10 protein-coding genes (1 of these 10 running past the window's edge) are annotated in these 13,490 nt (G+C 64.0%); 5 read left to right on the plus strand and 5 right to left on the minus strand.

Translation table 11 applies throughout. From position 1 onward, the window contains the following. Positions 1-23 precede the first annotated feature (23 nt). The gene (gene queF, locus MUN46_RS06995; protein ID WP_243376561.1) at positions 24-443 is read right to left on the minus strand and encodes a preQ(1) synthase; all 420 of its coding nucleotides are present in this window, start codon (positions 441-443) and stop codon (positions 24-26) included. A 210-nt stretch (positions 444-653) separates the two neighbouring features. On the opposite strand from queF, the gene smc reads away from it, so the two are divergent. Together smc and MUN46_RS07005 are read left to right on the plus strand one after the other, a co-directional pair. Continuing rightward, on the plus strand, positions 654-4,181 hold the full coding sequence (gene smc / locus MUN46_RS07000) for a chromosome segregation protein SMC (RefSeq protein WP_243376562.1): 3,528 nt from the start codon (positions 654-656) through the stop codon (positions 4,179-4,181). Between the two features lie 175 nt (positions 4,182-4,356). Continuing rightward, a complete protein-coding gene (locus tag MUN46_RS07005; RefSeq protein WP_243376563.1) occupies positions 4,357-5,439 on the plus strand; it encodes a hypothetical protein in 1,083 nt (360 codons plus the stop codon). Between the two features lie 103 nt (positions 5,440-5,542). Here MUN46_RS07005 and panF read toward each other — a convergent pair whose 3' ends face one another. Beyond that, positions 5,543-7,042, minus strand: coding sequence for a sodium/pantothenate symporter (gene panF / locus MUN46_RS07010; protein WP_243376564.1), 1,500 nt, complete (start codon positions 7,040-7,042; stop codon positions 5,543-5,545). Further along, entirely contained in the window at positions 7,039-7,353 is a 315-nt protein-coding gene (locus MUN46_RS07015) for a YhdT family protein (protein ID WP_285230582.1), read from the minus strand. Before MUN46_RS07015 ends, panF begins: the two co-directional genes overlap by 4 nt. Positions 7,354-7,496: 143 nt before the next feature. Between MUN46_RS07015 and ligA the strand changes: the two genes are divergently transcribed. Together ligA and MUN46_RS07025 are read left to right on the plus strand one after the other, a co-directional pair. Further along, on the plus strand, positions 7,497-9,638 hold the full coding sequence (gene ligA / locus MUN46_RS07020; protein ID WP_281069862.1) for an NAD-dependent DNA ligase LigA: 2,142 nt from the start codon (positions 7,497-7,499) through the stop codon (positions 9,636-9,638). Positions 9,639-9,654: 16 nt separating this feature from the next. Continuing rightward, on the plus strand, positions 9,655-10,419 hold the full coding sequence (locus MUN46_RS07025; RefSeq protein WP_243376566.1) for an S-methyl-5'-thioinosine phosphorylase: 765 nt from the start codon (positions 9,655-9,657) through the stop codon (positions 10,417-10,419). Here MUN46_RS07025 and MUN46_RS07030 read toward each other — a convergent pair. After that, a complete protein-coding gene (locus MUN46_RS07030) occupies positions 10,396-12,141 on the minus strand; it encodes a SulP family inorganic anion transporter (protein WP_243376567.1) in 1,746 nt (581 codons plus the stop codon). The two genes, MUN46_RS07025 and MUN46_RS07030, sit on opposite strands and share 24 nt — an antisense overlap. A gap of 36 nt (positions 12,142-12,177) precedes the next feature. Further along, positions 12,178-13,068 carry a DMT family transporter gene (locus MUN46_RS07035; protein WP_243376568.1) on the minus strand — a complete coding sequence of 297 codons (891 nt, stop codon included), beginning with the start codon at positions 13,066-13,068 and terminating at the stop codon, positions 12,178-12,180. Between the two features lie 256 nt (positions 13,069-13,324). Between MUN46_RS07035 and MUN46_RS07040 the strand changes: the two genes are divergently transcribed. Further along, positions 13,325-13,490 carry the beginning of a DNA-deoxyinosine glycosylase gene (locus MUN46_RS07040; RefSeq protein WP_285230583.1) on the plus strand. Its footprint extends 332 nt past the window's final position, so only the first 166 of its 498 coding nucleotides appear in the window; its start codon is at positions 13,325-13,327; its stop codon lies off the right edge, out of view.

The raw sequence follows: 13,490 nt of genomic DNA on the forward strand, positions 1-13,490 counted from the left end.
CTCTGCAGGAATGTTTCGCCTTCTCAGCCCCTCATCGGGGAGTTGGTTTCAAAGTCAGGGAGATGGACCACGGGGGCCGGCGTCCAGCCGGGCTTGCGGTGCTCTGCGATCACGGTGGTGTAGATGCCCCCGCGGACCCACCAGCGGGCGCGGATTCTCATGAAGCGCGGGCTGATCGCCGACACGAAGTCGTTCAGAATGCGGTTCGTCACGTCTTCGTGGAAGGCCCCGAGTGAGCGGTAGGTCCAGGTGTAGAGCTTGATCGATTTCAGCTCAAGGCACTTCCGGTCCGCGATGTAGTCGACAATGAGCGTGGCGAAATCGGGCTGCCCGGTGAGAGGGCACAGGCAGGTGAACTCCGGAATTTCCATGTGGATCACGTAATCGCGTTCAGGAGCCGGGTTGTCGAAGGTTTCCAGTTTTTTTTCTGGTGACGAGGGCATAATGTCACTCCATTCATTTAAGGCGGTTCTCTGCAGGCCTGCCTTGAAGGATCCCCTCCGCCGGCGCCTCGCAGGCGGGACGCGGGCAGGTGCGGACGGCCTGCAGAATCGAACTATTATAGTGGTCTGCGCGCTCCGTTCACCGCCCCTTTGCCGGGAAAAGCGCCCCGAAGGCGCAGCCTCGGGCGGCAGGGCTTTCTTTTCATCCATATGCATCTTCGCCAGGTCAAAATTTCAGGCTTCAAAAGCTTCGCCGATCCGACCGTGATTGAATTCCCGAGCGGCTTTGTGGGCATCGTGGGTCCGAACGGCTGCGGCAAGAGCAATGTGATTGACGCCGTGCGCTGGGTGATGGGCGAGGGCCGGGCCGGGGAGCTGCGGGCGACCAGCTCGATGACGGAGCTCATTTTCGCGGGGTCGGCAGGCCGCGCGCCCGCGGGCAGGGCGTCGGTGGAGATGGTGCTCGACAACTCCGACGGAACGCTTTCCGGCCCCTGGGGCGCGTACTCCGAGGTCTCGATCCGAAGGACCCTCACGCGGGATGCGGCGAGCGCCTACTTCATCAACGGGCAGGCGGTCCGCCGGCGCGACGTGCAGGACATCTTCATGGGCACCGGGCTCGGGCCCCGCTCCTATGCGATCATCAGCCAGGGCATGGTGAGCAGCTTCGTGAAGGCGCGGCCCGAGGAGCTGCGGGTTTATTTCGAGGAAGCGGCGGGCGTTTCCCGCTACAAGGAGCGGCGGCGCGAAGCCGAGGGGAGGCTCTCCCTGACGAGAACGAATCTCGAGCGCGTCTCCGATCTGCAGCAGGTCCGGCGCGCCGACATCGAGCGGCTCTCGGCTGAAGCCGAGACCGCGCAGCAGTGGCGCAGCCTCACCGAGCGCCGGGAACGCTTTGCCGGGATGTGGCTCGTGCTGCAGGAGCGCGACATCCGGGATGCCAGGGACCGGAGGGCGGCGGACATCGCAGAGGCCATGGCTGAGATCGAGTCGGGCCGCACGGCGATCGCCTCGCTCGAAAAACAGGCGGCCCAGGCCCAGGCCGCTCTCGAAGAGGCCAGGTCGCAGGAAGCCCTGAAGCGCGAGGCGCTCAAGGCCAACGAGCTCGAGCTCGCGCGCAGGCAGAGCGCGCTGGCCGCGCTGGTTGAAAAAAAGAAGATGCTCGAGGAGCGCGTCCGCAGCGACGGCGAAAAGCTCGAGCGCGCGAGCCGCGGCGCTTCCGAATCCTCGGCCAAGGCCCAGGGTTTTGAAGAGGAGTCCCGGCGCCTCACCTCCGAAATCGCTGAAGTCGAGGCGCAGAAGGAAGAGCGGGCGCAGGCCCTGGAAGAAGCGCGCGAAGCCTGCGAGCAGGCAAAGGCGAGGGAACGGGCGCTCGCCCAGTCGGAGAAGGAAGCGCAGTCCCGGCTCACGGAGCTCAATTTCACGCAGCAGGCCCTCGGGCGGGAAAAGGCCATGCTTGAGGACCGGCTGAGGAGGCTGGGGCAGGAAAAATCGGACTCGGCCGCGCCGCAGGAGTCCGAGCTTGAGCAGGCCCGCGAGTACGCCGAAGAGTGCTCTGCCTCGCTCGAGGAGTGCGGGCAGCGCAGCGACCAGGCCCGCGAGGAGCTGGCCGCAGCCGAGGAGGACTGCCGCGGCCGGCTCGAGCAGAAGAACCGCTCTTCGGAGGCTCTCGCCCGCCTGCAGGCCCGTTCGAGCGCTCTGCGGGAGGTGCAGCAGAAGGCCCTTGCCGAAGGCCGCCTTCCCGAATGGATCCGCAGCCACGGCCTTGAGGGCCTGCCGACGCTTGTTTCCGGCATCCGGGTCGAGGAGGGCTGGGAGCGGGCCGTGGAAGCGGCGCTCTCGGCGAGAATGACCTCGCTCGAGGCGGGGTCGCTCGCGAGGGCGGCCTCGCTTGCGGCGGATCCGCCGCCTGCCAGGTTTGCGCTGGTTGACGTGAGGCAGGGCGAGGCCCTGCGGCAGCCACGGAACGAGGAGGGGAGCCTCGCCGGGAAGGTGCTCTCCGTGAGGCCTCAGAGCGCCGCTCTTGTGCGCGCCTGGCTCGCCGGATTCCGCATCGCCCCCTCCATCGGGGAGGCGCTGCGCCTTTCTCAGTCTGACCCCCAGGCCTCCTTCATCACGAAGGAAGGGCACACGGTGTCGGCGGGCTGCGTCCTCTTCTGGGCCTCAGAGAGCCCCGCCTCCGGGTTTCTGGAGCGCGCGGGGGAACTTTCGAGGCTTGAGCAGCAGCGCGATGTCGAGTCGAAGGCCTATCAGGCCCTGCTCGAGGGCGTCGTGCAGGCCGAGAGCCGCAGGGAGGACGCCCTTGCACGGTCCCGCGGCGCGGCCGCCGCGCTGGAGTCCTCGCGGCGCGAACAGCAGGCCGCAGCCCTGAGGCTGAGCGAAATGCAGGCTTCCTTCGAGGCCTGGTCCAAACGGGCTTCATCCATCGAGGCGGAGAGCTCCCGGGCCAGACAGCGGCTCGAGGAGATCGAGGCCCAGTCCGAGGCCTCGGAGGCGCAGTTCGAGGAGCTGGATCAGGCGCTCTCGAAGGTGTCTCAGGAGCATCAGGACGCAGAGATGGCCGCGGAGGCCGCTTTGTCGAGGCTGCAGGGCGAGGAGGGCGCCCTGCGCGACTGCGAGACGAGACTCAAGCTGCTCCGGACCGATGCGCGCCACGCGGCCGAGCGGGCCCGTGACGCCCGATCGGCGGCTTTGAGGGCGCAGTCCGAAGAGGCCGAGTTCACGGCCGCCATCGAGGAATCGCGGGCTCTGCTCGAGGAACTCGACGAAACGGCGGGCAGCCAGGGCGTGCGCGAGCAGCTTCAGGCCCATGACGCGGCCGAGGCCTCCCTGCGCGAGGCCGAGCAGCTCGCCGCGGCGGCGGCCGAAAAGGTCGCGGGACTGGATGCCGAACGCAGCAGGCTGTCGCTGGCCGAGCGCCCGAAGCTCGAGCGGGTGGGCGAGATGAAGGTTCGGCAGGGAAGCCTTGAAAACGAGCTCTCGGCCCTCACTTCCCAGATCGAGCAGCGCAGGGCTGACCGCTCGGAGCTGCTCGCAGCCGCCCAGGAAGGCGGCTGGAAGCCCGCAGCGGCCCGCCGCGAGGCGGCCAGGCTCGAGCGCGACATTGAGCAGCTAGGGCCCGTCAACCATGCGGCTCTTGAAAACCTTGAGGCGGCCCGCCGCGCTCTTTCTGAAACCGACGCCCAGGCGGCCGACCTGCAGAGCGCGGTGGCCACTCTCGAGGGGGCCATTCGAAAGATCGATGCCGAGACCCGGGGCGTTCTGAAAAGCACCTTCGACGCGGTCAATTCCAATTTTTCCGACATTTTCCGCCGCATCTTCAGCGGCGGCGAGGCCTCGCTCGAGATGGTGGGCGAAGAGGTGCTCGAGTGCGGCATCGAGATCAGGGCGCAGCCGCCCGGAAAGCGCAATGCCTCGGTCAAGCTCCTGTCCGGAGGCGAGCAGGCGCTCACGGCCACGGCGCTCATTTTTGCGATGTTCCGGCTCAATCCGGCTCCCTTCTGCCTTCTCGATGAGGTCGATGCGCCTCTTGACGAGGCGAATCAGGCGCGGCTCGCGAAACTCGTGGAGTCGATGAGCGAGGCGACCCAGTTCGTCGCGATCACCCATCACCGGATCACGATGGAGTACGCCCGGCAGCTGATCGGGGTCACCATGCGCGAGCCCGGGGTGTCCAGGGTGGTCTCCGTTGACATCAGCGAGGCGGTCCGCTACTCCTCGCAGCCTCTTCCTGTCTGAGAAGGCCGGAGCCGCAGGCAGCGGGACCGCCAAAAGCCCTTAGAATTCATCTGCCGGTGTTGTTCAGCTCGAAAACTGTCAATACAATGGGGGCCATGTCAATTCACGCGCCCGGCAGGCGAGGGCGCTGTCGCCGGCACCGCTTGTGAGGACCGGTACAGGAAATGCTGGAAATATGAGTACAGAAATGCTTCTGGCGGTCGTGCTGATCATTCTTGCCGCCGCCGCTGTCACTTATTATTGCATTGGGCGCAAAAGCCGCACGGACGGCAGCCGCCAGGGCGCTCCTTTCGAACATGTTGATCCGAAAGTGGAATTGTCAAGCCTGAAGCCTGAGGCCGGGCAGCAGGATGCGGGGGACCGGAAGACCGAGCCCGGGGTGAAGCGCAGCGAGCCCGAGGCGGGCGCCGAGCCTCCGGCCGAGCCCAGCCTGCCGGAGCCTGCGGCCTCGGGCGAAGAGAGCCTCACCGAGCAGCCCGACATCGACCAGATGACGGAGGTCGTCGTGCGGCTGAGCTGCAAGGCCCCGTTCAGTTCCAATCAGGCGCTGCTTGCAAGCCAGCCGCTTAGGAGCCAGGACTTCGACGTGCCGCTCCGCATCCAGGTGAAGAACCAGTTCACCAAGCTTTGGGGGCCCATCCAGCGCGGCAGCAACACCTACACGGACATGATCATCGCCCTGCAGCTCGCGACCCGCCGCGGCCAGGTCGATGAGCTCGCCGCCGGAAACTTCGCGGCGGCCGTGAACCAGGCGGTGGGGACGCTGGACGCCGACGCGGATGTGGTCGATGTGCCGAGCATTGTGGCGCAGGCGAAGTCCGTGAAGGCGCTGATTGACCGCTACAGCATGAGGCTGTCGATCGGCGTGAAGGGGCCGCTGCCCGTCTCGCAGCAGATGGCGATGGATATCGCGCGCGGCTGCGGTTTCGACATCCGCGGCAAGAGCGTTGAAAAGCGCGACCGCGACAGCGGCGCGCCCTGGCTGCGGATGCTGCCTCACCCGCAGGTGCCCAATATGGTCGTGTTCGAGCTCATGCCTGCGCTGTGCACGCCTTCCTGCAATCCGCTCGGGGCCCTGTTCGGCGTAGCCAACGATGCGGCGGCGCGCCTGAGCGGCGAGATTACCGATGCCTCGGGCCGGCCTCTGTCGGTTCCTCAGATTGTGGAGATCTCGCGGCAGCTGCGGTTCTTTTACGCCGCGATGGCAAAGCAGGGGCTTGACGCCGGCACGCGCCGCGCAAAGCGCCTCTTTTCTTAAAAGGGGCGGCCCTGCGGTGCGGGGCGCCCCAAACCTGCCTTAGCCCCCGCAGGGCTCCCCCTGCCTCTCTGCGGCCCGGGCGGCCTGCGCGCCGCCCCTGCGCCTAAAGCCGGTGCGGGAAGAAGATTTTCATCATGGCGGGGTCCGCGCGCGGACCCGTCACAGCCCCCAGGATTGAAAACACGAGTCCCGCGAGCACCCCGAAGACTATGTTGTGAAATCCCCAGAGATTCACGCCTCCGGCCATCAGCGCCGTGTACAGGCCCAGCCCTGCCGCTGCGCCGGCCAGGGCGCCCCGGGCATTCATGCGCGGCCAGAAAAGCCCCAGAACCACGGGCCAGAGAAATGCGCTCTCAAGTCCGCCGAAGGCAAAAAGATTGACCCACACGACGATCGTTTGAGGGTAAAGAGCGAGGAGGACGGAGACCGCGCCCAGCGCCAGCGTGACTGTGATGCTCACGACCCGGTGAGACTTCCTGCTGTTTTCCGCGCCCTCTGGCCTTGACGGGAAAAACTGACGCCAGAGGTCGCGCGCGACGGCTGAAGAAGCGGCGATCAGCAGCGAGCTCACGGTGCTCATGGTGGCGGCGAGCGGCCCGATGATGGTGATTCCGGCCAGCAGCGGGTCCATGTGGTTCACAATGAGGAGCGGAATCACAGCATCCGTGCCGGCGGCCGGCTTTTCAAGGATGGTGCCGCGCGAGAGCACCCCAAGCATCGTCATGCCGATCATGAGTGCGCCGCAGATCACGGTGGCGACGACCATGGCACGCGACAGATCCGCGGTGGTCCGGTAGCTCAGGCATCGGACCAGCGACTGAGGCAGCCCCACGGTGCAGAAGCCCACAAGAAGCCATGAGGAGAAGAGCAGGGTGTAGGGCAGCGCTCCGCCCGCGTCCGGGGTGAGGAAGCTGCTCCGCCCGGACTCGCCGATGCCGGACGAAGACAGGGTCGACATGATCCCCTCCATGCCTCCGCCGCTTTGGATGACCGTCCAGCCCAGCGTGGCCATGCCGGTGAGCATCAGCACTGCGCACACCGCGTCGGTGAGCACGACGGCGCGAAAGCCCGAGGAGGTGTAGATCACGGTGACGGCCGCAAAAAGCAGCAGCCCCAGCTTGTAGTCGAGTCCGGTGATGGCGGCGAAAATCTGCGCTCCGCCCATGAACTGCCCGACCACCATGGCGGTGAAGAAGACGACCATGACCAGGGCAAGGAGCACGGAAAGGGCCCTGCTGCCGTAGCGGGCCTGGAGGATGTCAATGACGGTGAGCGACCCGGTCCGCCGGGCGATCACCGCGAGCTTTTTGCCCACGGTCCCGAGCAGCAGGAAACCGGTGATGATCTGCGGGGCGGCGAAAACGACCCAGCCAAAACCCAGTTTCCAGGCGAGCCCCGGGCCGGAGACAAAGGAGCTCACGGAGCCGTAGGTCGCGACGAGCGTCATCGCGAGGACCACGCCCCCCAGGCTTCGGTTGGCAATGAAGTAATCCCGGTCGAAGTCGCCCGAACGCCCCAGGCTCCGTCCTGCATAAAGTCCGATGACGAGAAGGAGCGCCAGAAAGACCATGACCGGCACGAGCACTTCGTCGTGCGGCGTCATGAGCGGCTCTCCTTCGGGGGCTCCTGCTCCTCTCCCAGGTCAAAATTCCTGAAGAAGCGCCTGACGAGGAAGATGACCCCCGCGATGGAAAGAAGGTACCCGCCGATGCATGAGACCGTGAACCACAGCGGCATGGCCAGCAGCGTCTCGGCGCTGTCCTTAAGCAGAAAAACGGCGAGCCAGAAAAAGGCCATGATGATCACCGCCAGGGCGAGCGTTGCGGCGGCCTCCCGGTCCATGATCCGGAATTTTTCCCGATAGTCGAGCTTTTGGGACATCTTTTGCATGCTTCCGATTGAAGTTCGCTCCATTGTAGGCAGGCTGCGGAGTAGGACTGCCAGGAAAAGACTAGCAGGTCTTCATTAATCCCGTCAGTAATGAGACAATGATCGGCGGGCGGCCGTCCCGGCACAGGGCGCGGCTGTATTTTTTTTCTAACGGGACAGGGACAGGTATGCCTGAAGATAACAGTCCGAACACGGCGGGGAGCGGTGTTGTTCTGGGGCCTCTTTCCGAGGCGGCTGAACAGGAGATGCGCTCGCTCGAGGCTGACATTGAGCGCTGGAACCGGGAGTACTACGTCGATGACAACCCAAGCGTGTCGGACGCGATTTACGACCAGGCCTTCCGCAGGCTCCAGCAGCTTGAAGCCCAGTATCCGCAGCTCGCAAGCCCTGCCTCGCCGACCCTTCGGGTTGGCGGGGCCGTCCGCTCTGACATGGCGAAGGTGGTTCACCGCGTTCCCATGCTCTCGATCAGGACGGAAACGGATTTTTCCGCCGCCGGCGCAAAAGCCTTCGACGACCGGGTGAGAAGCGCCCTCGGGCTTACGGACAAGGATCCACCGGTCGAGTATGTGGCGGAACTCAAGTTTGACGGGCTCGCGATCAATCTGCGTTATGAGAACGGGCTGCTCGTGTCGGCTGCCACGCGCGGCGACGGAATCACCGGCGAGGATGTGACGGCCAATGCGAGGACCATACGGACCATTCCGCTGCGCATCAGCGGCCCCTGTCCGAAAATCCTCGAGGTCCGCGGCGAGGCGATCATGCATACGGCGGATTTCGAAGCGCTCAACCGCAGGCAGAAGCAGGAGGGAGGCAAGGTTTTCGTCAACGCGCGAAACGCCGCCGCAGGCTGCCTGAGGCAGCTCGATCCCTCGATCACGGCCAAACGCCGGCTGCATTTTTACGCTTACAGCCTGGGCGAGGTTTCTGAGGAGCAGGGCCCGTTTGCCGAGACCCAGGACGGGCTGCTGCGGCGCCTGGAATCCATGGGCTTTCCGGTGGCTCACGAAAGGCGCATCTGCCGCTCGCCCGAGCAGCTCGAGGCGTTTCACCGGCACGTGCTTGAGATTCGCAAGACGCTGCCTTTCGGAATCGACGGCGTCGTCTATAAGGTCAACAGCCTGCGGCTGCAGAAGCAGCTGGGATTCATCGCGCGGGAGCCCCGCTGGGCCTGTGCGCACAAGTACCCGCCCGAGGAGGCCCTCACGCGGGTGACGGCGATCGACGTCCAGGTGGGACGCACCGGGCGGCTCACCCCGGTGGCCCGGCTCGAGCCGGTCTTTGTGGGCGGAGCGACGGTGTCGAACGCGACGCTGCACAACGAAGACTTCATCCGCGATCTCGGACTGATGATCGGCGACACCGTGGCCGTCAGAAGAGCAGGGGATGTAATCCCGGAAATCGTGCGGGTGATTCCCGAAAAGCGCCCGCAGGACGCCCGCCCCTTCCAGATGCCGCGCTTCTGTCCGGTCTGCGGCTCTGCGGTCATCAGGGATGTGGAGGAAAAGGACACCCGTTGCACGGGCGGACTGTTCTGCCCGGCTCAGGTGAGGCTTTCGATACTGCACTTTGCGAGCCGCAGGGCGATGGGAATCGACGGCATGGGCGAAAAGCTCGTCGATGCGCTGACGGATCTGGGACGGGTCAAAACGCCGGCAGATCTTTACGCGCTGACTGAAAAGGATCTTCTTGCCGTTCCGCGGATGGGGGAGAAGTCAGCGGCCAACATTCTCGCGTCAATTGAGAAATCGAAGACGACAACGCTCGGACGGTTTATCTTCGCTCTGGGCATCCGGCACGTGGGCGAGGCGACGGCCCGCGATCTCGCCGCTCATTTCGGGACTCTGGGCAGGCTTGAGAACGCCACGGTCGATGACTGCCTCGAGGTCAGCGATGTCGGAGAAGTGATAGCCGAGTCGATCACCGGATTTTTCGCCGAGCCGCGCAATCGGGAGGTGCTGGAAAAGCTTCTGGCCGCCGGAGTGCACTGGCCGGCGGTTTCAGAGGCCGCCCCGGCTGCGGCCTCCGAAGTCGCAGGCAGGACTTTTGTTCTTACAGGAACCCTCCCGACGCTGTCGCGCGATGAAGCTTCGGATCTCATCCTCGCTGCGGGCGGCAGGGTTTCCGGCTCCGTGTCCAAAAAGACGAGTTATGTGGTGGCCGGCGAGGCGGCCGGATCCAAGCTTGAAAAGGCGAGGGCTCTGGGAGTGCCGGTGATCGGCGAGGCAGAGCTGCGCCGGATGCTTTCCGGCGGCGCGGCTTCCGGGGAAGCCTCCGGCGGCGAGGGCCCGCAGCAGGAGCTTTTTTAGGTGGGGGGAGAAGAAAATGGCGGCAGTAAGCCCGGCGGCTGTAGGGATTATCGGAGGTTCCAGCTTTTCCGACGGCTGGCTTGAAAAAGCGAGTTCAGAGGCCTTTTCCGGCGAGACGCCTTACGGCCTCCCCTCATCGCCCGTCCGTGAGGCTGAAATCTCAGGCCGAAGGGTTCTTCTGCTGCTGAGGCACGGGTTCGGGCACCGCTTTCCGCCGCACGCCGTTCCCTATGCGGCCAATCTTTGGGCTTTGAAGAAGGCAGGAGCGGAGGTCGTCATTGGCCTCGCGACGGTAGGGGGCATCGATGAGGCCCTTCCCCCAGGGGCCCTTTGCGTGCCCGATGACCTGGTCGACCGCACATGGGGACGAGAGTCGACTATATACAGCAGTGCGAAGACCGGAGTCCGGCATATCGATTTCACCCGGCCTTTTGACGAGGATCTGCGCCGCAGGCTTATTCTGGCCTGCCGCCGCGCCCGCATTTCTCGTCTGCTGGAGGGCGGAGTCTACTGGTGCAGCCAGGGCCCGAGGCTTGAGACCGCGGCCGAGATTCGGGTGATCCGGGCGCTCGGAGGGGCCATGGTCGGCATGACGGCGGCGACCGAGGCCGCCGTTGCCCGGGAGATGGAAGTCCCCTATGCGCTCCTTGCTCTTTGCGTCAACTGGGCGGCGGGCCTGCACAGCTCGTCGGATAAAGTTTCGCTGGAAGCCGGCGCTGGAGATGGCGGCTGCTCCTCAGAAGACATCCGCCGCGTATTAGAGCAGTTTCTGGCCCTCTGAGTTCTTCCCGGAGAGCGCCTCCGGCGCCCTGCTCTCAAAGAGGGTTCTTTCCTGGGCTTCTTTCACGGCCCGGTCTACGGAAAGGTAGGACAGGCGGTCCGGTGGAAGAAGCGGATAGGCTGCGCATACAAGAACCTCCCTCGCTCTTCGGTGCATGCGGCAAAGCGTGAGCGTGCAGCCCGCATTTTTTACGAACTGAGCGAATTTAAGCACTTCCTCCACGCAGGTTCCGTCCAGGTCTGCGGCTTCCTCCATGCTGACGACGACCTCCTTGACCGGATGCCTGCGGAGCTGCTCGGTAAGGAGGGCTTTTGCTTTTTTGAAGCTTTCCTCGGCATTGGCGAAAACGAGCGGCTGGTCCAGCCGCAGGACAAGCACTCCGGGGATGGGGACAGTGTCAGGAAACAGCTTCGTATTCACAAAGCTGTGGGAGCCGGGAAGTTTCTGCAGCTCCGATACGTGCGGCTGCGACACCCGTATGAGGATCAGGGCGACGGAGAGGACGACCGAAATGAGAAGCCCGTTCAAAACGCCGAGAATCGTCACTGAGCAGAAGGAGGCGATCACAAGCACGCGGTCTCTTTTCCATTCAAAGTACGGGCGTATGGGCTTGGGGGATAATCCGCCGCTCACCGCCTTGATGACGACGGCAGCCAGAACAGGCTCAGGGATCCTGCTGATCTGCGGCATCAGAAAGGCGAGGGCGAGGAAGAGCACCGCGAGGGCGAAAAAATTCGAAACCCGGCTCCGTGCGCCTGAAGCAATATTGAGGCTGGTGGCCGAAAATCCGGCGCCCACAGCGAGGCCGCCGAAAAATCCGGAGGCCAGGTTGGACAGGCCGATCGCAACGATGTCCCTGTTGGGCGCCGTCTGCTGCCCGCTTCGTTCCGCTGCGGCGTGGATGCTCGAGTAGGATTCGGCGTAGACCATCAGGCACAAGGCGGCGCTCATTTGAATCGCGCCGACCCAGTCGGCCCCTGCCAGTGTTTGAAAGGAGATGGCTGCTCTTTCAAGGCTGAAGGGGCCTACGAGCTCGATGCCCAGTGCTTCAAGCGGAACGAAATAGGACAGGAGCACGGCAGCGGCTACGACGATGAGGCTGCCGGGCAGACGCTGCCATCTCCACAGCAGGAGGAGGCCAAGAGAACCCAGGCCAAGGGCGGCGGCTGCAGGTGAAACCTCCTGGATGCGGGCAATCGTGTCAAGCAGCCTGTCCCAGACGCCGGACCCTGCCGCGTGCAGCCCGAGCAGCTTCGGCAGCTGCATCAGCGTGATGGTGAAGGCAAGCCCCATCGTAACGCCGCGCAAGACGGGCTTGGCAATGAAGCTGCTGGCCCGTCCGAAGCCCAGAAGCCGGGCGAGGATGAACCAGAACCCCGTCATCATGACCAGGACGGCCGCAAGGGTTTCGGGATGGACCTGCGGGTGCGTGGCGAGCAGGCTTGACACCGTTGCGGCGAGCACCATCGCGGAGGATGACGTGGCCGAAACGACCGCCGTGCGGCACGAGCCCACCGCCGTGTAGATGAGCAGCCCGCAGATGAGCGCAATGAGGCCTGCCGACGGAGGCAGGCCTGCGATGCCCGCGTAGGCCACGGCCTCCGGAATCAAAAGGCCGATAAGCGAAAGTCCGGCTGAAAAGTCGCAGGCGTGGCTGCGGCAGAACTTCATCCACTCGGAAGGCTTCAGCAGATTTTTCGCACTGTGTCCCGTCAAGGTCATTTTTGGTTCCTCACGCGGCGCGGCCTGCTCTCTCGCCTACACCCGCCGCTGCGGAATCTGGACGATCACGATGGCTATTCCCATCAGCACGCAGCCTACGATTTCCCGGGCTGACAGGGTTTGGCCGAGGATGATCCATCCCGACAGGGCGCCAATGACGGACTCAAGGCTCATCGTCAGAGAGGCGATGGCGGGATTGGCGCCTTTTTGGCCGATCACCTGGCAGGTGTAAGCGAGTCCGTTGGAGAAAATGCCGACATACAGCATGGCGGGCAGCGCAAGCATGACGGCCTGAAGCGTCGTGCCCTGCTCGAAGATCAAGGTGAAAATCAGGCCAAGCACGCCGCCCGTTAAGAACATCACCCATGACATTTCGACTGCGTCCGCCTTAGGCACGTAGTAGTCGATCGCCATGATCTGAGCAGAATAAAGGAAAGCGCAGATAAAGCACAGCAGCTCGCCCAGACCGATGGTGAAATCTTCCTTGATGGACAGGCAGTAAAGCGCAATGACGGCAATGGCGACGGCGATCCAGAGCAGGCACGAGCTCCTGATGCCGCGGATTCTGGCAAGAACGGGGACGATGATGATGTACAAGGCCGTGAGAAAGCCGGCTTTTCCGACGGTTGTGTAGACAAGGCCGAACTGCTGAAAGCTCTCCGCCGCAAAAAGCGCGCAGCCTGAGACAATGCCGCCGATAAGGGTATTGCGGCGCACTTCAGGCTGGCGTTTTCTGGCTCTTTTTGCCGGCGACTCGAAGCGGTCCAGGAAAAAAATGACGGGTATTAAAAAAAGGCAGCCGATGAATGACCGGCCAGCCGTGAAGGTAAAGGGAGCGACATAGCCCACGCCGATTGCCTGGCCGACAAAGGCGGTGCCCCAGAAAAAAGCGGCAAGCAGGAGGAAAACGAAGTTGCGGGTGGGCATGGTGGAGTAGAAATCCGTAATTTAAGTGTCTTCGTCAGATTCTAGACATTAAGATCAAATCTGTAGTAGAAAGGCTTCTTCTGCGGCTGCTGCGCTGAGGGAGCGCGCTTTCCCTTTCACTGTGCGGCCGCAGCACGAAGCGCCGCATCACAAAAAGGCGGCGGAAATACTTTTTTCTGCAGGCATCGCACTCGTGACCACATCGCAAAAAGATTTGAGAAGGGACGGCAGCCCTCTTCTTTATGGATTTCCTCCAGTGGCGGGGAAGAATCCTGCCTGTCTGATTCTCGGATCGATGCCCAGCGCGCGCTCCCTGGCAGAGAAGCGCTACTATGCGCATCCCAGAAACCGCTTCTGGCCTCTGATGAGAAGCCTTCTGGACGCGCGGTGCTCCGCGCTGTCCTATGACGAAGAGCTCGAGA

The organism is Mesosutterella faecium, assembly GCF_022809315.2.
GTDB lineage: Bacteria > Pseudomonadota > Gammaproteobacteria > Burkholderiales > Burkholderiaceae_F > Mesosutterella > Mesosutterella faecium.

Bases quoted from the DNA above. Each gene is read 5' to 3' on its own strand.
- MUN46_RS07015 (WP_285230582.1), bottom strand. From the start codon at position 7,353: ATGGAGCGAACTTCAATCGGAAGCATGCAAAAGATGTCCCAAAAGCTC.
- panF (WP_243376564.1), bottom strand. From the start codon at position 7,042: ATGACGCCGCACGACGAAGTGCTCGTGCCGGTCATGGTCTTTCTGGCG.
- ligA (WP_281069862.1), top strand. From the start codon at position 7,497: ATGCCTGAAGATAACAGTCCGAACACGGCGGGGAGCGGTGTTGTTCTG.
- smc (WP_243376562.1), top strand. From the start codon at position 654: ATGCATCTTCGCCAGGTCAAAATTTCAGGCTTCAAAAGCTTCGCCGAT.
- queF (WP_243376561.1), bottom strand. From the start codon at position 443: ATGCCCTCGTCACCAGAAAAAAAACTGGAAACCTTCGACAACCCGGCT.
- MUN46_RS07005 (WP_243376563.1), top strand. From the start codon at position 4,357: ATGAGTACAGAAATGCTTCTGGCGGTCGTGCTGATCATTCTTGCCGCC.
- MUN46_RS07025 (WP_243376566.1), top strand. From the start codon at position 9,655: ATGGCGGCAGTAAGCCCGGCGGCTGTAGGGATTATCGGAGGTTCCAGC.
- MUN46_RS07030 (WP_243376567.1), bottom strand. From the start codon at position 12,141: ATGACCTTGACGGGACACAGTGCGAAAAATCTGCTGAAGCCTTCCGAG.
- MUN46_RS07035 (WP_243376568.1), bottom strand. From the start codon at position 13,068: ATGCCCACCCGCAACTTCGTTTTCCTCCTGCTTGCCGCTTTTTTCTGG.